Raw genomic sequence first — 23,221 nt, 5'->3', positions numbered from 1 at the left:
TTACAATATACTCTTGGTCAAAATAACATATGTGTGTGACAAATAAAGGGAAACATGTACAAGTTGATTTAGTAATAATGATTTAAATGTCTAGATAAGGGGATGGAGTATGATTGAATTGGAAATTAGGGTGGAGCGTCTTAGGAAAGAACAAATAGGCGATATTGTAGCGTTATCTTCTTATATTGGCTGGGATTATAACATAGAAGAAATTGAAGCAGTTTTTAACTCAGGTATTGTATACGGCGTCTGGAATGAGAGAAAGGAACTTATTGCTAGCGCAGCAATTATATTATACGGGGAGGCGTTGGCATCTATTGGAATGGTAATTGTACATCCAGATTATAAGGGGAGAGGGATTGGAAAGATGACAACGAATTCATGCATGAATAGCGTATCAGCTCAAACTCCATGTATGCTTATTGCTACGGATGAAGGGAAGCCCTTATATGAAACATTAGGATTTAGGGTAGTAAGCTATGTTTCTAAATATATTTGTAACTCGTACAATGCGAATCATAAATGTGCAGAAAATGAAGAATATATGATGGTTTATAAAGAGAGTGATTTAGAAGGAATAATAAAAATAGATAAAGGCGCATTTGGGACAAGCCGAAACGAGTTTTTAAAACAAAGAATTATGCAAAGTGAGCAGTGTGTCGTTGTAAAGGATACGAAAGAAAATGTAGTAGGATACGGTATAAGTATACAAACGCCAGAAAATAAAATAATAGGACCAGTCGTTGCTAAAAATAATGCGATGGCGATGAGAATAGTACATGATTTAGCAAGAGGGCATAATGGAAAATTAAGAATGGATGTACCAGAAGGAAAGAACGATTTCATGAAAGAATTAGAGATTGCTGGTTTTAAAAGGGTGAATACACCACCAATTATGATGAAAAATAGTAATCGGTTAATAAAAAGAAATAGTGAACTATATAGTATTGCAGCACAAATTTTTGGATAAAGAAAGAATCCTTTTAAATGAAGGATTCTTTTTTGAGCTAATTTAATCACGATATTGGTCATGAGTTGGCTGAAAGAGGTCTTCCTCGATATCTCTCACCATAGAAAAATGATCAACGTTATAATGACCGTGTAAAGTTTTATTGTGATGAGCAATAATTTGCTCTGCAGATAATACGTTAGAATCAGTTGTGGAATGACCGTTTTTAATTAATGTAACATCAAATCCTTGTACAGTCGCAGTTCTAACTGCGGTGTCGATACAATGCTCTGTTTTACATCCACCGATAACGATATGGCCAATTTTCTCTTCTTTTAAAAGTTCAAGTAAAGAAGTGCCGTAGAATGAATTGGTTGCTGCTTTATTAATAAAGATTGCAGACTGAGGTACTTGAATTTGATTATGTACTTCAAATCCTTCTCCGCTGCCAGAAGCAACATCGATATCTCTTACGAAAACAATAAGAGCATTGGAATCTATTGCTTTCTGCATGACTGTATTTAGTGTAGATAATAGCTCGGTTTTACGAAAAACTTCATTTTCTTGCTCATTTCCATCAATTAATTCTTGTTGAGCGTCGATAATTAATAGTGCTTGTTTCATCGTGTCTCCCCTTTAATATGAAATAAGTTCCACTGTACATATTCCTTCAGATTGTTAGGAAATCCTCCATTGCAAGCGAATTAGAAGAGCGATTTACAAAGTTGTCAAAGAAATTTCATTCTCATAGCGTGTAAAAACATGTATGATAGGAGATGGAGAATTTTTGAGTAGGTGGGAATAACATGCAAACAGTAGAAGATTATCTTTCATTCTTACATACGAAAGGATTTAAATTATCAGAGGAAGCACAAGGGTTTATTATGTTCGGACAAGGATATACTGGTGCGTCTGATGGGATTGTGAACGCAGCAATAGAAGCGACAATTAAACATCAATTGCAGTTTGATGGTAGTTATTTCGTTGCGTTATTAGAACGATTGAAAGAGGAAGAAATTACAGATAAAAAAAGCGCTAAGGCTTTTATGCGGAAGTTACAAGCATAACTTCACGCAGCCTGCGCTTCTTTTTTTGTTTTGGAAGGCCATTCAACAAAAATCATGCCCAGGAAAATACATAGACATCCGATAATAGCAGAAATAGAAAGTTGTTCATTTGCAACGAGAACGCCTGTTAATGCAGCAAAAACGGGTTCCATTGCGAAAATAATTGCTACTCTCGTTGGAGAAGTGTGCTTTTGGGCCGATGTTTGAATGAAAAAAGCAATAGATGTTGCAAACAGGGCAGTTAGAAAGAGTGCGAATAAAAAAGATTGATTCGTCCATAGTGATACTGAAAATAATTTTTCCCAATCTTCAAACAAGAAAGCGCAAATAGAAGAAAATATACCAACAGCTAATACTTGAGATGTGCTTAATAATAAAGGTGATATTTTCTTAGAAAAGAAGCCGTTAATAAGAATATGGGCAGCGAAAGCGATTGCACAACCGAGAACAAGTATATCTCCTATATTTAATTGGAAAGAATCAGCAGCTGTTAATAAGTATAAACCTGCTGTTGCTACAGCAATACCAAGTACGATAAAAATGGTAGCTTTTTGTTTTAAAAAGATAAAAGACAAAATTGGTACCATAACGATACTAAGCCCTGTTAAGAAACCTGCTTTTGAAGAAGTTGTATAAAGTAAGCCAAATGTTTGTAATACATAGCCAACACATAAAAAGAACCCAACGATTAATCCAGCGAGGCTACTCTGTTTTATATCTTGTTTTGAAGTGTTTTTTGAGAAAATCATTTGAACGAATAATAAAATAATTCCAGCGAATAAAAAGCGAATACCATTAAAGGTAAATGGACCAACGAAAGACATAGCATTTTGAACGACAACAAACGTAGCTCCCCAAATAAAAGAGACAAATAATAAAGCAAGAGGAGCAATCCAATCTTTTTTCACACTCATACCCCCGTTAATTTTGTAATATAGCTTTTCTAGCTAATTCATCAGCTACTTTATTTTGACTACTTGGAATCCACTTAATAAAAAAGAGATCGAAGTTTTTTATGTACTGTAGTGCTTCATCTAAAAGAGGTGCAAATATTTTATTTTTTGCGTATTCCTTTTCAACAGCCCGTTCGACAAGCTGGGAATCTGTACGAAAAGAGACAGTGCTATAATTATGCTCGATGCAATATTTTAATGCTAGAAGTAAAGCGCGGTATTCTGCTTCATGATTGGACATTGTTCCAAGTGGTAATGATAATTGTACAGGTGGTTGAACGCCTTTAATAAACACTCCTGCACCAGAAGGACCAGGATTTCCTTTTGATGCACCATCAATATATACTTCAATCAAAATGAGAAACCTCCAAATTATAAGGTTATCCCCTACTTAAATATTTTTTTGAAGTAGGGGATAGAGTAGTTATCCGATTGTGATGCTGTAACGACATGTAAATGTTTCATTCGCTTGTAAAGATTGAATTCCCTTTTTGTCCTTGAAATCTTTTGCTGGATTTACTTCATCAGCGATTCCATACCAAGGTTCAATACATAAGAAAGGTGCGTTATCCCCTGGTGTCCATACGCCGACAAATGGGAAGCCATCAAATTCTACTTTTACAAATTTATTATGTTTATGAGAACGAATCGAAATTTCATTCGTATTCATATTTTCAAAAATAAGCGCATCATTTTTGAATAAATCATATGTAAGTGGCAATTCAGTTGTATTTTCAGCGATTAATTGCTTTTTGTTTGAAAGGTAAGGTCCTTCTAATACGCTTGTTTCTAAGCGTTCCGAACCATTAAACGATAAGTGATAATCTGTAAATGATTCACCATCCAATAAAGGGAAGTTGAATCCAGGATGTGCCCCAATTGAGAAGAACATCTCTTTAGAAGTAGGATTGTTTACTTCATATGTTACATGAACGCTTTGTCCTTCTAGCTCATAAGAAACGAGTAATTCGAATTCGTATGGGTATTTTTTTAACGTTTCTTCATTATTAGTAACGATATAAGTGATCTTTGTTTCACTTTGTTCTTTCACAGAGAAAGTAAGATCACGAGCGAAACCGTGTTGTGTTAATGAATATGGTTTACCGTCTACGTAGTATGTATTATCTACTAATCGGCCGACAATTGGGAACAAAATTGGTGCGCGACGTCCCCAATATGTAGAATCACCTTGCCATAAATATTCTGTGTTGTCTTCTTTTAAGCGAACGCTTTGTAATTCTGCACCTTTGTCAGAAATGGAAACGATCACTTTTTCATTTTGGATTGTTGCTATCATGAAGTGAAACCTCCTAAATCTTTCATATGTTTCATTATACGTTGTCTAAAAGAAAAAAGGTAGTTCATGATAGGAATCTATTGACGAAAGAGGGGCTACCACGTAAAATATAATCTTGTTGCTAAAAAAAGAATAACGTGGTTCGAAACCATCCCACGTAAAAAAACTAAGGAGATTTTGTCATGAATATTAGAACTTTAGTCGGCAATGGTATTTTAGCGGCATTATATATTGCTGTTTCTATGCTTATTCAGCCATTTGGCTTTACGAATGTACAATTTCGTATTTCAGAGATGTTTAATCATCTCGTTGTATTTAACAAGAAAGCAATTTACGGAATTGTATTAGGTGTATTTTTAACGAATCTCTTTTTCTCACCTATGATCGCTTATGATTTAGTATTTGGAGTAGGGCAATCTATTCTTGCATTAGTTGCAACGATTATTTCTATGCGATTTATTAAAGGTGTTTGGGCTCGTATGATTTTTAATACGGTTATCTTTACGATTACAATGTTTATGATTGCAATTGAACTTCATCTTGCATTGGGTTTACCATTTATGTTGTCTTGGTTAACATGTGCAGTCGGTGAATTTGTTGTAATGGCCATTGGTATGCCTGTAATGTACTGGATTAATAAGCGAGTACAATTTGAAAGATTTATGTAATAGATGAAAGAGCTATTCCTATAGGGATAGCTCTTTTTGTATGTAATCATATTGAATATAATGCTGTGACTCTAGATAAAATATAATAAAATAAAGTGAGGCTTTCATTAGCTGGCTACATATAAGAAGTCTTATATAAGGGGAATCTAGTATGAAATATAAAATTCATTGGTTGTATAAAACGAAGCGAGGATTGCAGACGGAATTAACAACAGATTATATGAACATAGAAGAAATACTTCAATTTGCAGAGGATTTTGAGAAAACAGGAAGAGCTAAGGAACTTTTATTTTACGATGAAATGGATGCAGAATGGTCATTAAAGGAAATGAAAAAACTGAGTAAACAAGTAGAGGAAGAGCCCCAAGAAATACTCGTTTATTTTGATGGGGGGTATGATGTGCAAACGAAAGAAGCTGGCGTTGGTATATGTGTGTACTATAAAAAAGGAAATACAAACTACCGCATTCGCCGCAATGCATATATAGAAGGTATAGATGATAATAATGAAGCGGAATATGCATCACTATTATACGGTATGAATATACTCGAGGAATTAGGGATTAAATATGAAGCAGTTACACTTCGCGGAGATTCTCAAGTTGTATTGCAGCAATTGGCGGGAGAATGGCCTTGTTATGATGAGCATTTAAACCATTATTTAGATCAAATTGAACAAAAGGCGAAGCAAATGAAATTAAAACTTGTATGTGATCCGATATCTAGAAAACAAAATAAAGAAGCACATCAATTAGCAACGCAAGCATTAGAAGGGACAGTCATTGATAGTCATAAAGAAATAACCGAATAGAGAGGTGCAAAGGTGGATAAAAAGCAACTCATTACAGAGGTAAATGACTTATTAGAAACATATTGTGAAGGATGTTTCTTGCGAGAACATAATCGAAAGACAAATAGTAAATATTATGCACATTCATTTTGTATAAGACAATGTACAGTTGGAGAAACATTGAAAAAGTATGGAGAACAGTTGTCATAAAAAAACATCCAGAGAAAATTCTCTGGATGTTTTTTAGTGCTTTGCTTCGTTTAATTGCTGCTCGCATTTGCTTAGTTTCTTTTCCTCGTTCATTAAAAATGGTTCATCTAAATCTACTGCAACAGATTTCATAATTTCAAGCTGTGAGCGAGCTGCTTCTACTGCAGTAGTGGCATGCTCTAATGTGTCTGGATCCATTGAAATTGTTGCAGAACCTACCATCTTTTGTGCTGTTTCTACACGGAATTTTACTTCTTCAAAATCATTTACTTCTGATCCCATTAATAATTCCTCCTTTGTATAGTGCGCATTTTACATAGTTTTTGCTCTGTAAAACGGAAATATACAAAGGAATAACAAAGAAGGTTACCAAGTAAGGTAACCTTCTGTTATATGTTGGATTAAAGTTTTACTACGTTAGCAGCTTGAGGTCCACGGTTACCTTCAGTAATGTCGAAAGATACTTCTTGACCTTCTTCTAAAGCTTTGTAGCCGTCTCCTTGAATAGCAGAGAAATGTACGAATACATCGTCAGCGCCTTCCATTTCGATAAATCCAAAACCTTTTTCGTTGTTAAACCATTTTACTTTTCCTTGCATGTTACAATTCCTCCTAAAAGCGTTTACTATTTTCATTTAGTGAAATTCATTTAAAGAAATAATATAAACTAAAAATGCTATATTCTTGAATATTCTGCTAAATGATTAATTTAAATATACACGAATTGGGAGAATTTAGTCAAGTAAGCGGTTTTATTTTTTATATTTTTAAATAATTTTCCAATCAAATTTTTAAATAGGTATAGGACAGGCCGAGTATGTAATATTCTTAATTGAATGCTATACATAACGAGGTGAAAGAATGAATAGGTCGTACTTATTAGATAATGAAGGAATGAGAACGAGAACCGACATACCGGATTGGGTTGCAAAAGAATTTGAGATTTTTTCAAGTGTCGTGTTAGAACCAACTTTTCCATGTTATTTCGGTTTAACAGCTTTGAAAAAGAATGAACTTCGTTATTCATTTCTTTCTCATAATGATTGGAGTCATTTGCCGCATACAATGTTATCTTTTTTAGAGTTAATGAAAGAGAGGCCGATTGTAAGAAGGGGCTTTTTCCTTTTTGTAGAACCGGAATGTGAAGAACGATCACTCGAATATTACCGTGATTCCTTTTGGAAAGTGTTACAGTATTTACATGAAAACGATAATCAAGCATGGCCAAAGCAAATTCCTGAGGATCCAGACCATTATTTATGGGAATTTTCATTTTGTGGTGAGCCAATATTCGCATTTGGAAACGCGCCAGCTTATAAACAACGAAAAACTAGACATTTAGGGAATTCTCTCGTTATTGGGTTTCAACCACGCACTATTTTTGATGGATTAGAGGGGGATCGTCCTAAAGGAGCATATTCAAGACAAATGGTCCGTGAGCGAGTTGAAAAGTGGGATCAATTGCCGAAACATCCTAACATTAGTCATTATGGTGACCCAGAGCATCGTGAATGGAAACAATATTTCATAGGAGACGATGTAGAACCAATAAAAGGGAAATGTCCTTTTCTTCATAGGATAGAAAAGTAAGAGCCATCACCTATATGGCTCTTTTGTATATTTTGGATAAAAAAGGGTATTTTATTATGGAAGCTAGTCCATTTTTTCAAATTACATCATTAACTAGTAGTAAAGAGAGTAGAAAGGATAGAGCGATGTTTGGAGCAATTATACAGCAAATCGTATTAGGTATTTCATTAGCTGCACCAGTAGGGCCGATTAATATTGAAATGTTAAAACGAGGAATTGAACGTGGGTTTTGGCATGCTTGGGTTGTTGGAATTGGTGGAATGACTGCAGATGTTTTATTTATGCTTCTCATTTATTTCGGTTTATCTTCTGTGTTTATGTATACATATGTACAAGCCTTCATGTATTGCACGGGTTTTTTCTTGTTATTTTATTTAGGATTTCAAAGTGTAAAACAAGGAATTTCCCACTCAAACATGGAATATAAAAAAGAAGAGGTAGGTGGTCTTAAGCAATCGTTTATGGCAGGATTTTTAATTGCGATATCCAATCCATTAAATCTTGTTTTTTGGTTTGGTATATACGGAAGTACACTTAGCTCATTACTTACGAAGGTAACGAAACAAGAAGCTTTTTTGTACAGTCTTTGCATTATTGCAGGTATTATTTTATGGAATTTAAATATTGCTTTTTCTGTACATTTTGGAAGAACTTTATTAAAACCAAAAGCGCTTGGCTACATAACAGCCGGAGCAGGTATTATTTTAGTAGGTTACTCTATACATTTTGCATACAAAGCTTTACAGTTGTTCACATAAGATTGAAGGGGAGATTTTTATGTATCGAACCACTATTGACGGAAAAGAAATTATAATTACGTTAGCGCCAAAAATCCGAAAAGAAATTACTGATAGAAATCCACTATATGAAGCAGTATTTCATAATGCTGCAAGATTGCTACAAACAAAGCAACCGACGTTTGCAGTAAATCATCAAATATTTGGTCTCATTATTGGAGAAGTGCAAAGAGGAGAAGTAACAGTGTTTGCAGTGGAACATATTATTCCGAAGCAAAATATATTTGGGCCAAACAATTTTTTCTCGGCAATAGAACAGCGGGCAAATTTGTAAAGTGAATAGAACAAGAATAGAAAAGAAATAGTCGTAACGATATGTTGCGGCTGTTTTTTTGGAAAAGGGGGAAACAAGATGAAGAAAGTGGGGAAAGAGTTCTTTTTACAACATGATATTGTTATTATGTATAGCATTCTATTTATTTTCATTAATATTTTAAAAATGCAATTTTTTACGTGGTTTGGCATGTTAGCATGTATGTTTGGGATTGTTTTCTATACACTTAATGAATATATGACACATCGTTTTTTATTCCATATAAAGCCACCTAAAAACACATTTCTATTAAAAATGTTAAGAAGATTGCATTATGATCACCACGTATATCCAGATGATTTAAAACTTTTGTTTTTACCTGTATGGTTTAGTATACCTAGTTTTACTATATATTTACTTATAGCATATGGTATTACAAAAAGTCTTACTATTACACTTTCATTTGGAATCGGAATGATTATTATGCTGCTCGTTTACGAATGGAAACATTATATTGCCCATAGACCGATTCGTCCCGTCACTAAGTTTGGAAGATGGCTAAAAAAACAACATATATTACACCATTATAAAAACGAAAAGTTTTGGTTCGGTGTTTCAAATCCAGTATTCGATTTTATATTTGGAACACTTAAAGACGGAAAAGAGGTTGAGTTAAGCGAAACAGCTCGTAATTTAGAAAAGGAAAAAAAGACAAAAGTAGTGCGTTAAGCACTGCTTTTGTCTTAATGAGGAAAAAATAAGTAAGGTGTCACTTTATGTTGAAAAAGTATATTAAAAATTTAGGGGAAATTGCCGAAAAATGTCTATCAAAAAATCTTTGCATGAATGCACGGATTGTCTACAATAAGTATAAGTTTCTGAATATTTATAAAATTTAGTCTTTAGGTATGCAAGGGGGAAGTGCATTTCAAGTAAGAGAGGGGATCGGTTAATGAAACGAGATGATACGTCAGCACGTAAGTTGCAAAATGAGGTGAATTATACAGAGGTCGTTCAGTCGGAAGAATTTCAATTGTTATTAAATACGAAAAAGAAGTTTATCATTCCAATGAGTATTTTCTTTTTTAGTTTTTTTATCGCATTACCTATTTTAACATCGTATTCAAAGGTGCTCAATACACCTGCATTTGGTGACGTTACATGGGCGTGGGTATTTGCTTTTTCCCAATTTATCATGACATGGGCACTATGTATGATTTATAGCAAAAAAGCAGAATCATTTGATGAAATCTCCCGAAAAATTCTGCAAGATATGCAAAAAGGGAGGGGCTGAACTTGAATACTACTGCGTTTGCACTATTTTTAATTATTGTTCTTGGTACGCTTGTCATAACCTATTTTGCATCGAAAAAAACGAAAAATGCGAGTGAATTTTATACGGCTGGAGGGGGATTAACTGGTTGGCAAAATGGTCTGGCCATTGCTGGAGATTATATGTCTGCTGCTTCATTTCTTGGTATAGCCGGAGCAATCGCATTAACTGGGTTTGATGGATTCTTTTATAGTATCGGTTTTTTAGTTGCTTATTTAGTTGTACTATATCTTGTTGCAGAACCGCTTAGAAATTTAGGAAAGTACACTTTGGCGGATATGATTGCAGCACGCTTTGATGCGAAAAAAGTTCGCGGAGTCGCAGCTCTTAATACGATGACGATTTCTATCTTTTATATGATTGCACAATTAGTTGGCGCGGGTGCACTTATTAAATTATTATTAGGAATTGAATATACGACATCTGTATTAATCGTTGGAACACTTATGACGGTGTATGTTATTTTTGGTGGTATGACAGCAACGAGCTGGGTACAAATTGTAAAGGCTGTATTACTTATGGCTGGTACGTTTATTATTTCTGTTATCGTTTTCGCAAAATTCAACTTCAGCGTGACTGAAATGTTCGCTCAAATGAAAACAGCTACACCATTAAAAGATTCATTTTTAAATCCAGGTGTAAAGTATAAGGATGGTCTTGATACACTTTCTTTAAATTTAGGACTAGTACTTGGTACAGCTGGATTACCACATATACTTGTCCGCTTTTTTACAGTACGTGATGCAAAAACTGCACGTCAATCTGTCGTATATGCGACGTGGTTAATTGGTGCATTTTATATTATGACGATTTTCTTAGGATTTGGTGCGGCGGCTTTTGTAGGAAATGAAGCGATTATTAAAGCGAACCCAGCTGGTAATATGGCGGCACCTTTATTAGCAAAAGCGTTAGGTGGAGATTTCTTATTTGCTTTCGTATCAGCAATTGCTTTTGCGACGATTTTGGCTGTAGTGGCAGGTCTTGTATTAACAGCAGCATCAGCATTTGCACATGATTTTTATAATGAGATCATTCGCAAAGGGAAATCAACGGAAAAAGAGCAAGTATCCATGGCTCGTTATGCATCTATTGGAGTAGCGATACTATCTATCATACTTGCATTATTTGCCCAAACATTAAACGTAGCATTTTTAGTATCATTAGCATTTGCAGTTGCAGCGAGTGCAAATCTACCAGTGATTTTATTTACAATATATTGGAAGCGTTTTAATACAACGGGTGCTATTTCCGGTATGATTGTAGGGCTCGTATCAGCAATTGTTCTCGTAGCGTTGAGTCCGAATGTTTGGAACCCTGTAGCTGGAAAAGCTATTTTTGTTGGGGAAGCGATATTCCCATATACGACACCAGGAATTATTTCAATTCCGCTCGGATTTCTTGCAGCATATTTAGGAACTGTTTTATCTAGTAAGAAAGAAGATGCAGTGAAATTTGATGAAATTCTTGTGAAATCTAATACTGGTCACGGTATTAGTGATGCGTCTTCACATTAAATAAAAGAGGAGCTTTTCGATAGATAAGAAAAGCTCTTTTTTCTTTTGTCATTTTCTTGTAAATATTACTGATTTGTAAGTAGGATTTGTCTTAATTTTGTGGAATGAAAATAGCAGGGAGAAATTTAAGTCATCATGGCACCAGCGCAGCTTTTGTGAAAAATAAGTTGTTATGGAAGGTGGAAGTAATGATGAAAACGAAGCAAACTGATGAATTATTAGCAAAAGATGAGCAATATGTTTGGCACGGAATGCGTCCCTTTAGTCCAAATAGTACAATGGTAGGGGCAAAAGCTGAAGGGTGCTGGGTTGAAGATATACAAGGAAAAAGATATTTAGATGGTATGAGTGGTCTTTGGTGTGTGAATAGTGGATATGGAAGAAAGGAGCTCGCAGAAGCGGCTTATAAGCAATTACAAACATTATCATACTTTCCGATGTCACAATCTCATGAACCAGCTATAAAGCTTGCTGAAAAGTTAAATGAGTGGCTTGGGGGAGAGTATGTTATTTTCTTCTCAAATAGTGGTTCAGAAGCGAACGAAACAGCTTTTAAAATAGCAAGGCAATACTATGCGCAAAAAGGTGAACCACATCGTTATAAATTTATGTCACGTTATCGTGGGTATCACGGGAATACAATGGCGACAATGGCAGCGACGGGACAAGCGCAGCGTAGATATCAATATGAGCCGTTTGCTTCAGGCTTTTTACACGTAACACCACCGGATTGTTACCGTATGCCTGGGATTGAAGGGCAGCATATTTATGATGTAGAATGTGTGAAAGAAGTCGATCGTGTTATGACGTGGGAATTAAGTGAAACAATTGCCGCTTTTATTATGGAACCAATTATTACAGGTGGGGGCATTTTAATGCCACCACAAGACTATATGAAAGCTGTTCATGAGACGTGTCAAAAACACGGTGCCTTGCTTATTAGTGATGAAGTGATTTGCGGCTTCGGTCGTACAGGAAAAGCATTTGGATTTATGAATTATGATGTGAAGCCAGATATTATTACGATGGCAAAAGGCATTACGAGCGCATATTTACCATTATCTGCAACAGCTGTGAAAAAAGAAATATATGAAGCATTTAAAGGGAAGGGAGAGTATGAATTCTTCCGACATATTAATACATTTGGTGGAAATCCAGCAGCTTGTGCATTAGCACTTAAAAACTTAGAGATTATGGAAAATGAAAATTTAATCGAGCGATCTGCGCAAATGGGTTCCCTTTTATTAGAGCAACTAAAAGATGAAATTGGGGAACATCCGCTTGTTGGGAATATTAGAGGAAAAGGTCTATTAGTCGGAATTGAATTAGTAAATGATAAAGAGACGAAAGAGCCAATTGATAACGACAAAATTGCAAGTGTTGTAAATGCTTGTAAAGAAAAGGGCTTAATTATAGGACGCAATGGTATGACAACAGCAGGGTATAATAACGTCTTAACATTAGCACCGCCGCTTATTATTTCAAGTGAAGAAATTGCCTTTGTTGTTGGAACGTTGAAGACGGCGATGGAACGTATTTAATAAATAGAGAGAGGAGCGAGCTGTAATATAAGGCTCGCTTTTGTTTAGTAGGAGGGGACTTTTAATGGATAAATATGATCCGAACAAACATTATCACATCGGATATTATGAAGACGGATATGATTTAGAAGTGACGGCGTACAAAAGAATAAATGAACCAGTTTGGGATGCTTATCTTCCGCACTATGAGGCAGACGATTTTTATAAGAAAGTGGAGGAAATGAAACTGGGTGAATATATAGATGATTATGGTATTAAGGTGTATTCATTTAGTAATGATATCAATGATGAAGAAGCACGAACTATTTTTGAAAAATGGTTAAAAAAGAACGAGATTGTTTAAAGATAAAACAAAAAGGAGATTGCTATCTTATAAAATAGCAATCTCCTTTTATTATAGTAAACTTATTTACTTGCTTTCATTGCTTTATCTTTTGCACCAAAAGTATATTTTAACATTGGTGGTGTAATCATTGTAGTTAAAATAACGACAATAACGATTGCTGTAAAGTAATCTTGTGCCAATAGACCTGAAGAAAGTCCTGTTCCTGCAATGATAAGTGCAACTTCACCACGAGAAACCATTCCAGCACCGATAATTGCAGAAGACTTAGCGTCAAATCCAGTCATGCGTGCACCAACACCACAACCAATTAGTTTTGTTAATACAGCGATTACTGTTAATGCTAGGATGAACCAAATTTGATTGCCAATACCGTCAAATGTAATATTCATACCGATACTAACGAAGAATACTGGAACGAACATAGCGTAAGCAATTGGTTCTACTTTCTTTTCTACTTCATGTTTGTAGTTTGTTTGAGAAATTGCAATACCAGCAGCGAAAGCACCGATAATACCAGCAATTCCTAATAATTCGCCAAAATATGCGAATGAGAAACAGATGATAAGAGCCGCGCTCACGATAGACTCAGATACGCGTAGTGGTGATAACCAGCGCATAATTGCAGGAACACCTTTCCATCCGATTAAAATAATAGAAGCGAAGAATACTACTTTCTTCAAGATAACCATTGTTAAGTTAACATCATCAGTACCTAAGAAGCTCATTGCGAATGCTAATAAAATAACGACAAGAATGTCATCAAATACAGCTGCGCCTAGCATAGTTGTACTTTCACGTGTTTTCATCTTTCCTAAATCGCGAAGTGTTTGAACGGAAATACTAACACTTGTCGCACATAGAAGTAATCCTAAGAATACAGCGTTTCCTTGTTCCATTCCCATAACAAGGCCGGAAACGTAACCACCTACGAATGGAAGAATGATACCTCCGAGTGCAACTGCTAAAGAAGAATTACGATTGGCGTTTAATTCTTCTAAGTCTGTTTCAAGTCCAGCCATAAACATTAAGAGAATAACCCCGACATTACTTAATTGAGTTAGAAGCTCTGAATTTTCAATCCAACCTAATACAGCTGGACCGATAACGATACCGACAATTAATTTACCTAGTACAGAAGGTTGACCTAATCTAACGCTAAGATCACCAGCAAGCTTTGTACTTAATAAAATAAGTGCAATTTGAAAGAAAAATTCGAATTCCATCTGATCCTCTCCTCGTCATTTTTAATTTTATCATACGATTTCTCGGAATTTGCCTAATGAAAATATGTAAAACCCATTAAACAAAAGGGTCTGATTACAAGTTCTTTTGAACTCGTAATTTGAACCTGTAATTAATATATAATAGATTTTATAAAAAATCAATGAAAAAATGGGAGCTTTTTGAGGAAGAAGCTGTCTTATTGGGATATAGGTGTAAGAGTAGTGTGTGAATTTTATATGTATAAAATAGTATGAAGTCCTTTTCCATTACAAATAATAAATTCTACATACTATTTCACAAACTATAACTGTGAAAGGGAGGTTTTATCATTTGAATTCATTAAAAAATAACTTGTCTATTGTTGCTTTAGGTGGAGTAAATGAAATAGGAAAAAATATGTATGCTATTCAATATGAAAATGATATTGTCGTCATTGATTGTGGGTCTAAATTTCCAGATGAAAGTTTATTAGGGATTGATTTAATAATTCCAGACGTCACATATTTGCAAGAAAATAAAGAAAAAATTCGCGGTTTAGTAGTAACGCACGGGCATGAGGACCATATTGGCGGAATACCATATTTTTTAAAACAACTAAATGTACCAATCTATGCAACAAAGTTAACGTTAGGTTTAATTGAAATTAAATTAAAGGAACACAATCTTCAAAATGATACGGAATTAATCGTTATTCATTCAGAATCAGAAATTGATTGTGGTTCTATTAAGGCAACCTTTTTTAAAACGAACCACAGTATTCCGGATTGTCTCGGTATTGTTTTTCATACACCAGAAGGTACTGTAGTACATACAGGTGATTTTAAATTTGATTTAACACCAGTAAATAATCAACATCCTGATATTCATAAAATGGCTAAAATAGGAAGTGAAGGTGTACTAGCTTTATTATCTGAAAGCACAAATGCAGAACGCCCAGGTTTTACTCCATCAGAAAGGTCAGTAGGAGAACGGATAGAGGAAATATTTATGAAAGCAAATAGAAAAGTAATTATTTCTACGTTTGCTTCTAATGTGAATCGTGTTCAGCAAATAGTTGAAGCATGTATAAAAACAAATCGAAAATTGGCTTTGCTCGGGAGAAGTATGGTAAATGTAGTAGAAGTTGCTCTAGAGAAAGGATATTTACATATTCCAGACGGCATGTTAATTGAAGCGAGTGAGGTAAATCGTTTAGATCCAAAGCAGGTAGCGATACTTTGTACAGGAAGTCAAGGAGAACCGATGGCAGCTTTAGCGCGTTTAGCGAGTGGAAACTATAGACAAGTGGATATTTTACCAGAAGATACGGTTATTATAGCCGCGACCCCTATCCCAGGAAATGAACGTAACGTTTCTCGAATTATCGATAATTTATTTGCATTAGGAGCAAAGGTGATTTACGGATCAGGTAGTTCTACTGGAGTGCATGTATCCGGTCATGCATATCAAGAAGAGTTGAAGTTAATGCTTACATTAATGAAGCCAAAATATTTTATTCCAATTCATGGAGAGTTTAGAATGCTACATCACCATAGTTTGTTAGCAGAATCAATTGGTATTGAAAAGGAAAATATCTTTATCGTACGTAATGGAGATGTTGTAGATATAAGTAATGAAGTGGCAATTCAATCTAGAAGAATACAGGCAGGAAATATATATGTAGATGGATTAGGAATTGGAGATGTTGGAAATGCATTATTACGTGATCGTAAACAACTTTCAGAAGATGGAATGCTCGTTATAGTTATTACTTTTAATAAAGTGGATGGAGAAATAATTTCAGGTCCTGATATTATTTCTCGTGGATTTGTCTATGTTCGTGATTCAGAAGAATTTTTAAGAGAATTAAATAAATTAGCTGTTATTACAATTAATAATTTAAAGAAAGAGAATGTGAATAGCTGGGGTATTTTGAAAAGGGAGGTAAGAGAAGCGTTAGGGAAGTATATATATACAAATACAAAACGAAAGCCGATGATTCTTCCTATAATAATAGAGGTTTAATAGTAAAAAAAGAATTCTCGTATGGGAATTCTTTTTTGTTTTGAAGACAAAATGAACATATAATGAAATAAATAGAAATGGAAGGAAATAAAAGATGTTATTAAATAAACGTTTTACAATTGGAGAAATGGCAAAAATGCATAATATCGCAGAATCTACATTAAGGTATTATGATGAAAAAGGAATTTTTCATCCGTCCATTGTTGATCCTCAAACGAATTATCGTTATTATACAATCGATCAATTTTCACTATTAGATACGATTAAGTTTTTACGCCAATTAAACATTCCATTAAAGGAAATTAAAAAATATATTGATGAAAGAAATCCAGCATACGCACTCAATTTACTGGAAAAACAAAAAGAGATGATGCTGAAGAAACAAAGAGAAATTGAGTATGCTTTGGCGAAAATGGAGCATAGAATTCATTTAATTAAGGAAGCAACAAAAGCAAAAGCTGAACAAATGGTAATAAAAGAGATCCCGCCGCGAAAAATTACAGCTATTGCGGTTGCTCCAAATACGACGGATGATATGTTTGAGTACTACATCCATTCGCTTCAAAAAAATATGAGGCAAATGGATGATAGTTTATTTTCTGGAGATATTGGTGTAACTGTTGCGAAAAAAGGTTTAATGCAAAATGAGTTTCAAGCATATAGCAGTGTATTTATTCTTTTGGATTATATGCCGTATGAAGTGCATACTTCAGATGAAATTAAAGAAGGTTTATATGCTTGTTCTTATCATCATGGACCATATGAAGAAACAGATGCAACGTACAAGGAGTTACTTACATACATTGATAAAGAAGGTTACGAAGTACATGGAGATTCGATTGAGATTGGATTGATTGATTGGTCTGTAACAGAAGATCCTGAGGAGCAAGTAACAGAAATTCAAATTCCTGTAGTAAAAAAATAAGATGAAAACCTTTGAATTGATTACAAATTTACATTCATTCATATAAGTCAGTTACCTATTTTTTAATTCTCTATTGACCTTAAAGTTACTTGAAGGTTTAAACTAAGAAAAGAGAGTTGAAAAAAAGGAGCATATTAGAGTATGGAAGCAACAGAAAAATTAAGAGAAAAACCAATTAAAAGTTTATTTATTTCTTATTTAATACCAGCAGTTCTTGGAATGGTATTAATGTCAGTGAATATTGTAATTGACGCGGTTATGATTAGTAGAGGAGTTGGGGCGAACGGTTTAGCAGGAGTGAACGTGGCTATTCCAGCCTTTTCGATTTTCTTCTCTATTTCATTATGGATTGGAATGGGCGGGGCAACGTTATACTCCATTGCATTAGGTGAAAATAAACGAGAAAGAGCAAGGTCTATTTTTACTCAATCAATGACGGTAGCAGTTGTTATCGTAGGGATTTTAGCAGCGATTTGCTTATGGAGAATAGAAGATTTAGCATACTTATTTGGTGCAAACGAAGTGATTCTACCATATGCGTTAGACTATTTACACGTATTATTAACATTTGGAATGATATACGTTTTAGAAAATATTTTAAGTACATTTATTCGAAATGATGGAAATCCTAATTTAGCGATGGCAGGTCTTGTTGTAACGGCTGTATTAAATATCGTGTTTGACTACATCTTTATTTTTATTTTTGGATGGGGCGTAACAGGTGCTGCTTCAGCGACTATTCTTTCGGCAGCGATTGGTTTCCTTGTATTATTAACTCATTTCTTTAGAAAAAGTAGTATCTTAAAGTGGACGAAATTCCATTTTGAATGGGATACTGTCAAACAAATTATGGTGATTGGTTTCCCAAGTTTTACAGCAGAAAGTACGGTTGCAATCGTAACGATTGGTTTTAATATCGCATTCGTCCAATATGCAGGAGAAGTAGGAGTAGCTTCCTATGCGATGGTGAATAGTATTCATGCAATGACATTACTATTATTCTTCGGTGTAGGTGCTGCATTGCAACCAATTGCTAGTTTCCATTATGGTGCAAACTTATCAGAAAGATTGCGTGAAGGATTGAAGTTTGCTGTGAAAATTGCAGTTGTCCTTGGAGGCGTTGCGATAATTGTCGGATTATTCTTCGGGAAATATATCATTGGTTTATTTGATGTTCAATCTCCAGAATTATTGGAGTTAACCTTAACAGGTATTAGTTTATTCTTTATCCAATACGTATTTTTAGGTTATAACATTGTGTATGGAGAGTACTTCCAATCAGTGCGACAAACGAAGAAATCAGTACTTATTATAATGAGCCGAGGATTACTATTTATTATTCCATTGTTATGGATTATGCCGAAATTATTTGGTATAAATGGAATTTGGCTCGTTATGCCAGTTGCAGAAGTAATGACAGCGGTTATCGTATTTACGATGAATCGTATGAAGCATCCTGTGCCATTAAATATGGCAGGAGAGAAAGAAGCGATATGATGAAGAAATCCCCTTAAGCAATTAAGGGGATTTTTTTATTCCTTTAAACTAATCGCAAAAGATCCATCCGTTTCTTGAACAGAAGCAAAGGCAACGTTTTTAATATTTGTAATTCCTTTTTCTTTTAATTCTTTATATAACCATTTTTCATCTTTATGTATTAACTTTAAGTTATCATATTGAATTTGTGAATCGACGATAAGTGCAATTGGTAATCCAGCATACTTAACATCTATGTTTAAATCTTTTGGAGTTAATGGTACAAGTTCTCTTTTTGGTAAAATACTAATAGCGCCGTTCGCTTCTAAAATAGCGTATTCAATTTCATGAACACTTGGATATCCTGCAACGCGAAGATTAGAAAGCAGTTCTGCAATGGGGTATCTACTTTTTTGTAAGTTCTCAAAAATAATATCACCATGTTTAATTAAAATGATAGGGTGTCCGAGAATAAAGCGATTTAGTTTGTTGAATAGGCTTAATTTTGTAAGGAGTAAATGTAAACATGTGATAACAACCATACCGAGAAATGCTTGTAAAGCACCAGAGACGGGTATGGCCTGGAAAGCTAAATAAGATAAAAAAATTATAGCCCCAAAATCATGAGGAGTTAGTTGCGCTAACGCGGATTTACCGAGTAACTTAAGCGATAGCAAAAATAAGATGAAAAAGAACGACACGTTACATAAAAAGAGAAGCAATAGAGACACTCCTTCGTGTAAAGTTGTACTTACTATTCCCGAAAGTAATATAAATATTACCTTTCAGAGGATAAATTAGGGTTTATTGGAATTTGTCTGTATACAAACAAATAAATGGATATTATCATGAAGGAAGTAAAAGAAAATAGGAGTATATGAATATGAGAAAGAAGAAAATAATGAAGGGCATTTTAGTTGTTATAATGATTTGCGCCGTGTATGCGGGGTTTTTACAATATCACATTTATAAGCATGGGCATATGAATGCAACATACGATGCTGATTACATAATTGTACTAGGATCGAAAGTAAATGGGGCGAAACCATCTTATTCATTGCAATATCGTATTGATAAAGCAGCTGAATATTTAAAATCACATGAGAAAACAATCGCTATCGTATCTGGAGGACAAGGAAAAGGCGAAGACATTTCAGAAGCATTAGCAATGAAACAAGGACTAATAAAACAAAATATCGCAGAAGACCGCATTATAATGGAGGACAAATCTACGAGTACAGATGAGAATATTACATTCTCAAAACCGTTAATTCCAGCCGATATGAAAAAAGGTATGATCGTAACAAACGATTTTCACATGTTTAGAGCGAAAAAAATAGCGGCCAAACAAGGTTTACAATTAGAAGGTCTTCCGGCAAAAACACCGAAACCAATCATCATTCCATCGAATGTACGAGAATATTTAGCAATTACACAGTATTGGTTTATGAATCGAATATAGTGAAAGTGATCCCGTCTGAAACTTCAGGCGGGATTTAGTTTGAGGAAAATCTTACAAATATGTCACGTTCGTGAAAGGTAAAGCGATAGTTTCTAGAATGATTTCCTGACATAATGAAGGTAACAAAAACTATTTAGAGGTGAATCGGATGAAAGGAAATAATATTTTATCTTCGTTATGTTACTTTAGTATCTTTTTTGCACCATTTTTACTACCAATTATCGTGTACTTTATTGCAGAAGATGAAGTGAAGTATCACGCGAAAAAAGCATTTTGGTCACATGTTTTCCCATACGCAATCTTATTTGGAGGACTAGCAGTATCAGGCATGTACGGTTTAGGTTTCAATCAATCTGACGGTGCTGGAATTGGAATGGCTATCACATATGCAGTGTTCATTCTTGTAGGAATTTACTACTTCATTTGGAATATCGTAAAAGGTATTAAAGTTTTGAAAACGGCGTAATAAGATAAGTATAATTTCATTTACCGTATTGATAAACGTTTTAATAAAGGAGCAATTCAAAAAGAATTGCTCTTTTTGTGCTTATAAGTTGTGAAAATTGAAAAAGATATGTTAATTTTTCATTATGAAGAGAAAAAAGGAGTGACTTTCATGAATGAGATGATACATAAGATGGAGCAACATGTTTCAGTTCGTAAATATAAAGAAGAATCAATTCCGAAAGATGTAGTAGAAAAGATGGTGCATGCTGCGCAACATGCAGCTTCATCACATTTTGTACAGGCGTATTCTGTTATATATGTAACAGATCAGGAATTAAAGGCTAAACTAGCAGAGCTATCCGGAAATCGCCATGTGAAGGACTGTGCAGCATTTTTTGTTTGTTGTGCAGATTTAAAACGACTTGAAATTGCATGTGAAAAACATGGTACAGAGATAAAGCATGAGGGAGTAGAAGACTTTATCGTTGCGACGGTAGATGCATCACTTTTTGCGCAAAACTTAGCACTAGCGGCAGAGTCATTAGGCTACGGTATTTGTTATATTGGTGGTATTCGTAATAATCCGAGAGAAGTGAGCGAATTGCTTCATTTACCGGATAAAGTATATCCTGTATTCGGAATGACAGTCGGTGTACCAGATGAAGAACATGGAGTTAAACCACGTTTACCAGTAGCAGCAGTTCTTCATGAAAATGGATATAATGAACAGAAATATGATGAATTACTAAATGAATATGATGAAACGATGAGCGCGTATTACAAAGAAAGATCATCAAATCAAAAAAACGTAACGTGGACGGAATCAATGAGTTCATTTATGTCCAAAGAAAAAAGAATGCATATGAAAGAGTTTTTAAGTGAAAAAGGTTTAAATAAGAAGTGAGTAAAGAGGCAAACCTGTGATGTGGGTTTGCCTTTTTTGGAAGGAGAAATACCTAAGGCCAGAAAGTTCTTTATTCTTTCTGAACTTAGGTATTTTGTTTGTTATCATATACATAGAAATAAAAATTAATAATTTTTTACAAAAGTGATAGAAAAAGAGAATGAAATGCCAATAGTAAGTAAAAGCAGCTGCTAAAGGGGAACTGAGGAAGGAAGATGCTTATGATTTTCAATTCTGAAGAGGATTTAATTATAGCTATGAAAAAACATGATCAAGATGCTTTGAAAGAAGTGATTGATTAATATGGAAAATTAATTTTGTACATTATTCATAAATCATTAAGTACCCCTATTGAAAAACAATATGTGGATGATTGTTATAACGATGTATTTACTGTCATTTGGTTTAATATCGACCAATTTGATAATGATAAAAAGCGGCATAATAGCCGCTTTTTATCGTTATCACGTTTAAAAATATATCATGATATTTCATTCGAAACCTAATTCTTAATGCATAACCTAAAGCAACTTCTATAATAAATGCAAACTTTCAATAAGAAGATACATACCCGTACAACTTAAAAGGATATACGTAAATATTTTGAAAATCCGTTGATTAAGCCATTTGAAAATAATTTGACCTATAAACAAACCTAAAAATAAAATTGGAATGGCATAAAAACTTGATTCCCAAATGGTTTTGTTTGTGCCAGTAAAGAGTATTTGAGTTACTAGACTAATGAAATATATAAACAGATAAAAAGCTAATGTAGTTGCTCTTAACTTCTCTTTTTCAGTATTAGTTCCTGTAAAATAAAGTAACAGGGGAGGACCTGGCATACCGATACTTGTCGTTAAAAGACCAGATAATCCACCAACTATGAAATCTCTAGATTGTGTTGATCTAACCTTAATTTTGCATATTAGCAACAATGTTAATAGTAAGAGTAGGATGCTAACTGCTAATTTAAAAGTGTTTATGTTAACGGAAATGAAGATTAAAATACCAAAAGGTACACCAACTATACTTCCCAAAATAAACCTTTTCAGTAGAACAAAATCAACGTCCATTCTTATTTTCCAAATGAGTGAAATGGAGATAATTAAAGATAAAATAATGTTTATTTGTATAGCTTCTTGTGGTAAAAATAACATAAGTAAGAAAGGGGTTGCCATTATGGAAAAGCCAAAACCTGTACTTGCTTGCAGAATAGAAGCCACTAATATAATACATATGAAAATGAATGTGATACCCAAAACAGCCCTCCTCTTTAATCAAGTTTAACTAGTTGAAGTCTCTTATTTAAGTGCAAACTTTCACAAACTTATTTATATTTTAACATAAATATCTAGTTTTTTCTCAAATAGTGTTGCCATATAAGGATCATTAACTAAAAAATTAGACTGACATTTTTAAGCAATTTTATTATTGGGAAACAAATAATGAATGGGATCTCAGTGAATAATCT

General features: G+C 34.2%; 28 protein-coding genes, 1 pseudogene and 1 riboswitch. Of the genes and pseudogenes, 20 read left to right on the top strand and 9 right to left on the bottom strand.

Annotated features, from left to right (window positions below; translation table 11 throughout):
- Positions 1–109 precede the first annotated feature (109 nt).
- Positions 110–970 (top strand): GNAT family N-acetyltransferase, encoded by an 861-nt coding sequence (locus tag N2V92_RS26830; protein WP_042597498.1) that lies wholly within the window; start codon positions 110–112, stop codon positions 968–970.
- 42 nt (positions 971–1,012) lie between these two features.
- On the opposite strand, the gene N2V92_RS26825 is transcribed toward N2V92_RS26830, so the two are convergent.
- Complete coding sequence (locus N2V92_RS26825; protein ID WP_042597500.1) at positions 1,013–1,573, bottom strand: cysteine hydrolase family protein; 561 nt, start codon at positions 1,571–1,573, stop codon at positions 1,013–1,015.
- A 182-nt stretch (positions 1,574–1,755) separates the two neighbouring features.
- On the opposite strand from N2V92_RS26825, the gene N2V92_RS26820 reads away from it, so the two are divergent.
- On the top strand, positions 1,756–2,016 hold the full coding sequence (locus tag N2V92_RS26820) for a DUF6123 family protein (RefSeq protein ID WP_001195212.1): 261 nt from the start codon (positions 1,756–1,758) through the stop codon (positions 2,014–2,016).
- A gap of 2 nt (positions 2,017–2,018) precedes the next feature.
- Here N2V92_RS26820 and N2V92_RS26815 read toward each other — a convergent pair whose 3' ends face one another.
- From N2V92_RS26815 to N2V92_RS26805, 3 genes are all read right to left on the bottom strand, one after another.
- Complete coding sequence (locus N2V92_RS26815) at positions 2,019–2,924, bottom strand: DMT family transporter (RefSeq protein ID WP_000711161.1); 906 nt, start codon at positions 2,922–2,924, stop codon at positions 2,019–2,021.
- A 13-nt stretch (positions 2,925–2,937) separates the two neighbouring features.
- Positions 2,938–3,324, bottom strand: a complete 387-nt coding sequence (locus N2V92_RS26810) for a reverse transcriptase-like protein (RefSeq protein ID WP_000573877.1) — start codon at positions 3,322–3,324, stop codon at positions 2,938–2,940.
- 69 nt (positions 3,325–3,393) lie between these two features.
- Positions 3,394–4,266, bottom strand: a complete 873-nt coding sequence (locus N2V92_RS26805; protein WP_000562118.1) for an aldose 1-epimerase family protein — start codon at positions 4,264–4,266, stop codon at positions 3,394–3,396.
- A gap of 131 nt (positions 4,267–4,397) precedes the next feature.
- Positions 4,398–4,442, top strand: a riboswitch (PreQ1 riboswitch).
- A gap of 6 nt (positions 4,443–4,448) precedes the next feature.
- On the opposite strand from N2V92_RS26805, the gene N2V92_RS26800 reads away from it, so the two are divergent.
- The 3 genes from N2V92_RS26800 to N2V92_RS26790 all read left to right on the top strand — a co-directional run bounded on the left by N2V92_RS26800 (position 4,449) and on the right by N2V92_RS26790 (position 5,934).
- Positions 4,449–4,934 (top strand): QueT transporter family protein, encoded by a 486-nt coding sequence (locus tag N2V92_RS26800; protein WP_001026475.1) that lies wholly within the window; start codon positions 4,449–4,451, stop codon positions 4,932–4,934.
- A 151-nt stretch (positions 4,935–5,085) separates the two neighbouring features.
- A complete protein-coding gene (locus N2V92_RS26795) occupies positions 5,086–5,745 on the top strand; it encodes a ribonuclease H family protein (RefSeq protein ID WP_000875533.1) in 660 nt (219 codons plus the stop codon).
- 12 nt (positions 5,746–5,757) lie between these two features.
- The gene (locus N2V92_RS26790; RefSeq protein WP_000358801.1) at positions 5,758–5,934 is read left to right on the top strand and encodes a zinc-finger domain-containing protein; all 177 of its coding nucleotides are present in this window, start codon (positions 5,758–5,760) and stop codon (positions 5,932–5,934) included.
- Between the two features lie 33 nt (positions 5,935–5,967).
- On the opposite strand, the gene N2V92_RS26785 is transcribed toward N2V92_RS26790, so the two are convergent.
- On the bottom strand, positions 5,968–6,216 hold the full coding sequence (locus tag N2V92_RS26785; protein WP_000534400.1) for a DUF2564 family protein: 249 nt from the start codon (positions 6,214–6,216) through the stop codon (positions 5,968–5,970).
- A 119-nt stretch (positions 6,217–6,335) separates the two neighbouring features.
- The gene (gene cspB, locus N2V92_RS26780; RefSeq protein WP_001161731.1) at positions 6,336–6,533 is read right to left on the bottom strand and encodes a cold shock-like protein CspB; all 198 of its coding nucleotides are present in this window, start codon (positions 6,531–6,533) and stop codon (positions 6,336–6,338) included.
- Between the two features lie 262 nt (positions 6,534–6,795).
- Here cspB and N2V92_RS26775 point away from each other — a divergent pair, with 262 nt between their 5' ends.
- The 8 genes from N2V92_RS26775 to N2V92_RS26740 all read left to right on the top strand — a co-directional run bounded on the left by N2V92_RS26775 (position 6,796) and on the right by N2V92_RS26740 (position 13,305).
- Positions 6,796–7,524: a YqcI/YcgG family protein gene (locus N2V92_RS26775; RefSeq protein WP_001082150.1), complete on the top strand. Its 729-nt coding sequence runs from the start codon at positions 6,796–6,798 to the stop codon at positions 7,522–7,524.
- 14 nt (positions 7,525–7,538) lie between these two features.
- Positions 7,539–8,282 (top strand): LysE family transporter, encoded by a 744-nt coding sequence (locus tag N2V92_RS26770; protein WP_001196838.1) that lies wholly within the window; start codon positions 7,539–7,541, stop codon positions 8,280–8,282.
- A gap of 19 nt (positions 8,283–8,301) precedes the next feature.
- Entirely contained in the window at positions 8,302–8,595 is a 294-nt protein-coding gene (locus N2V92_RS26765; RefSeq protein WP_042597503.1) for a hypothetical protein, read from the top strand.
- 78 nt (positions 8,596–8,673) lie between these two features.
- Complete coding sequence (locus tag N2V92_RS26760; RefSeq protein ID WP_042597504.1) at positions 8,674–9,303, top strand: sterol desaturase family protein; 630 nt, start codon at positions 8,674–8,676, stop codon at positions 9,301–9,303.
- Between the two features lie 223 nt (positions 9,304–9,526).
- Entirely contained in the window at positions 9,527–9,868 is a 342-nt protein-coding gene (locus tag N2V92_RS26755; protein WP_000817366.1) for a DUF485 domain-containing protein, read from the top strand.
- Positions 9,869–9,870: 2 nt separating this feature from the next.
- A complete protein-coding gene (locus tag N2V92_RS26750) occupies positions 9,871–11,421 on the top strand; it encodes a solute symporter family protein (protein WP_042597506.1) in 1,551 nt (516 codons plus the stop codon).
- Between the two features lie 191 nt (positions 11,422–11,612).
- Positions 11,613–12,962 carry an aspartate aminotransferase family protein gene (locus tag N2V92_RS26745; protein WP_000850964.1) on the top strand — a complete coding sequence of 450 codons (1,350 nt, stop codon included), beginning with the start codon at positions 11,613–11,615 and terminating at the stop codon, positions 12,960–12,962.
- A 64-nt stretch (positions 12,963–13,026) separates the two neighbouring features.
- Positions 13,027–13,305: a DUF3986 family protein gene (locus N2V92_RS26740; protein WP_000362149.1), complete on the top strand. Its 279-nt coding sequence runs from the start codon at positions 13,027–13,029 to the stop codon at positions 13,303–13,305.
- 62 nt (positions 13,306–13,367) lie between these two features.
- Here the strand turns inward: N2V92_RS26740 and N2V92_RS26735 are convergent, their stop codons facing one another.
- Entirely contained in the window at positions 13,368–14,531 is a 1,164-nt protein-coding gene (locus tag N2V92_RS26735) for a cation:proton antiporter (RefSeq protein ID WP_000393904.1), read from the bottom strand.
- Positions 14,532–14,862: 331 nt separating this feature from the next.
- On the opposite strand from N2V92_RS26735, the gene N2V92_RS26730 reads away from it, so the two are divergent.
- The 3 genes from N2V92_RS26730 (at position 14,863) to N2V92_RS26720 (ending at position 18,958) form a co-directional block, all read left to right on the top strand.
- Positions 14,863–16,536 (top strand): ribonuclease J, encoded by a 1,674-nt coding sequence (locus tag N2V92_RS26730; protein ID WP_001086700.1) that lies wholly within the window; start codon positions 14,863–14,865, stop codon positions 16,534–16,536.
- A 94-nt stretch (positions 16,537–16,630) separates the two neighbouring features.
- Positions 16,631–17,461 carry a MerR family transcriptional regulator gene (locus N2V92_RS26725; RefSeq protein ID WP_000925909.1) on the top strand — a complete coding sequence of 277 codons (831 nt, stop codon included), beginning with the start codon at positions 16,631–16,633 and terminating at the stop codon, positions 17,459–17,461.
- Between the two features lie 141 nt (positions 17,462–17,602).
- The gene (locus tag N2V92_RS26720; RefSeq protein WP_000388391.1) at positions 17,603–18,958 is read left to right on the top strand and encodes an MATE family efflux transporter; all 1,356 of its coding nucleotides are present in this window, start codon (positions 17,603–17,605) and stop codon (positions 18,956–18,958) included.
- 35 nt (positions 18,959–18,993) lie between these two features.
- On the opposite strand, the gene N2V92_RS26715 is transcribed toward N2V92_RS26720, so the two are convergent.
- Positions 18,994–19,659, bottom strand: coding sequence for a DUF421 domain-containing protein (locus tag N2V92_RS26715; protein ID WP_000923922.1), 666 nt, complete (start codon positions 19,657–19,659; stop codon positions 18,994–18,996).
- Between the two features lie 161 nt (positions 19,660–19,820).
- Here N2V92_RS26715 and N2V92_RS26710 point away from each other — a divergent pair, with 161 nt between their 5' ends.
- The 4 genes and pseudogenes from N2V92_RS26710 to N2V92_RS26695 form a co-directional block, all read left to right on the top strand.
- Positions 19,821–20,399, top strand: a complete 579-nt coding sequence (locus tag N2V92_RS26710) for a YdcF family protein (protein ID WP_001227675.1) — start codon at positions 19,821–19,823, stop codon at positions 20,397–20,399.
- Positions 20,400–20,547: 148 nt separating this feature from the next.
- Complete coding sequence (locus tag N2V92_RS26705) at positions 20,548–20,865, top strand: DUF4870 domain-containing protein (protein ID WP_000678034.1); 318 nt, start codon at positions 20,548–20,550, stop codon at positions 20,863–20,865.
- 150 nt (positions 20,866–21,015) lie between these two features.
- Positions 21,016–21,750 carry an oxygen-insensitive NADPH nitroreductase gene (gene nfsA, locus N2V92_RS26700; protein WP_042597510.1) on the top strand — a complete coding sequence of 245 codons (735 nt, stop codon included), beginning with the start codon at positions 21,016–21,018 and terminating at the stop codon, positions 21,748–21,750.
- A gap of 215 nt (positions 21,751–21,965) precedes the next feature.
- Positions 21,966–22,226: pseudogene (locus tag N2V92_RS26695) on the top strand (RNA polymerase); the annotation flags it as partial.
- 57 nt (positions 22,227–22,283) lie between these two features.
- Here N2V92_RS26695 and N2V92_RS26690 read toward each other — a convergent pair.
- Complete coding sequence (locus tag N2V92_RS26690) at positions 22,284–23,009, bottom strand: sulfite exporter TauE/SafE family protein (protein WP_000513087.1); 726 nt, start codon at positions 23,007–23,009, stop codon at positions 22,284–22,286.
- Between the last annotated feature and the right edge of the window lie 212 nt (positions 23,010–23,221).

It is taken from the genome of Bacillus sp. CH_48 (assembly GCF_038008465.1).
Classification (GTDB): domain Bacteria; phylum Bacillota; class Bacilli; order Bacillales; family Bacillaceae_G; genus Bacillus_A; species Bacillus_A thuringiensis_S.
The sequence above is the reverse complement of the archived record's forward strand: the minus strand, read 5'-3'. Positions and strand labels throughout refer to the sequence as shown.

Bases quoted from the DNA above. Each gene is read 5' to 3' on its own strand.
- N2V92_RS26765 (WP_042597503.1), top strand. From the start codon at position 8,302: ATGTATCGAACCACTATTGACGGAAAAGAAATTATAATTACGTTAGCG.
- nfsA (WP_042597510.1), top strand. From the start codon at position 21,016: ATGAATGAGATGATACATAAGATGGAGCAACATGTTTCAGTTCGTAAA.
- N2V92_RS26725 (WP_000925909.1), top strand. From the start codon at position 16,631: ATGTTATTAAATAAACGTTTTACAATTGGAGAAATGGCAAAAATGCAT.
- N2V92_RS26805 (WP_000562118.1), bottom strand. From the start codon at position 4,266: ATGATAGCAACAATCCAAAATGAAAAAGTGATCGTTTCCATTTCTGAC.
- N2V92_RS26755 (WP_000817366.1), top strand. From the start codon at position 9,527: ATGAAACGAGATGATACGTCAGCACGTAAGTTGCAAAATGAGGTGAAT.
- N2V92_RS26745 (WP_000850964.1), top strand. From the start codon at position 11,613: ATGAAAACGAAGCAAACTGATGAATTATTAGCAAAAGATGAGCAATAT.
- N2V92_RS26760 (WP_042597504.1), top strand. From the start codon at position 8,674: ATGAAGAAAGTGGGGAAAGAGTTCTTTTTACAACATGATATTGTTATT.
- N2V92_RS26735 (WP_000393904.1), bottom strand. From the start codon at position 14,531: ATGGAATTCGAATTTTTCTTTCAAATTGCACTTATTTTATTAAGTACA.
- N2V92_RS26830 (WP_042597498.1), top strand. From the start codon at position 110: ATGATTGAATTGGAAATTAGGGTGGAGCGTCTTAGGAAAGAACAAATA.
- N2V92_RS26775 (WP_001082150.1), top strand. From the start codon at position 6,796: ATGAATAGGTCGTACTTATTAGATAATGAAGGAATGAGAACGAGAACC.
- N2V92_RS26825 (WP_042597500.1), bottom strand. From the start codon at position 1,573: ATGAAACAAGCACTATTAATTATCGACGCTCAACAAGAATTAATTGAT.
- N2V92_RS26820 (WP_001195212.1), top strand. From the start codon at position 1,756: ATGCAAACAGTAGAAGATTATCTTTCATTCTTACATACGAAAGGATTT.
- N2V92_RS26785 (WP_000534400.1), bottom strand. From the start codon at position 6,216: ATGGGATCAGAAGTAAATGATTTTGAAGAAGTAAAATTCCGTGTAGAA.
- N2V92_RS26710 (WP_001227675.1), top strand. From the start codon at position 19,821: ATGAGAAAGAAGAAAATAATGAAGGGCATTTTAGTTGTTATAATGATT.
- N2V92_RS26800 (WP_001026475.1), top strand. From the start codon at position 4,449: ATGAATATTAGAACTTTAGTCGGCAATGGTATTTTAGCGGCATTATAT.
- N2V92_RS26705 (WP_000678034.1), top strand. From the start codon at position 20,548: ATGAAAGGAAATAATATTTTATCTTCGTTATGTTACTTTAGTATCTTT.
- N2V92_RS26795 (WP_000875533.1), top strand. From the start codon at position 5,086: ATGAAATATAAAATTCATTGGTTGTATAAAACGAAGCGAGGATTGCAG.
- cspB (WP_001161731.1), bottom strand. From the start codon at position 6,533: ATGCAAGGAAAAGTAAAATGGTTTAACAACGAAAAAGGTTTTGGATTT.
- N2V92_RS26740 (WP_000362149.1), top strand. From the start codon at position 13,027: ATGGATAAATATGATCCGAACAAACATTATCACATCGGATATTATGAA.
- N2V92_RS26720 (WP_000388391.1), top strand. From the start codon at position 17,603: ATGGAAGCAACAGAAAAATTAAGAGAAAAACCAATTAAAAGTTTATTT.
- N2V92_RS26770 (WP_001196838.1), top strand. From the start codon at position 7,539: ATGGCTCTTTTGTATATTTTGGATAAAAAAGGGTATTTTATTATGGAA.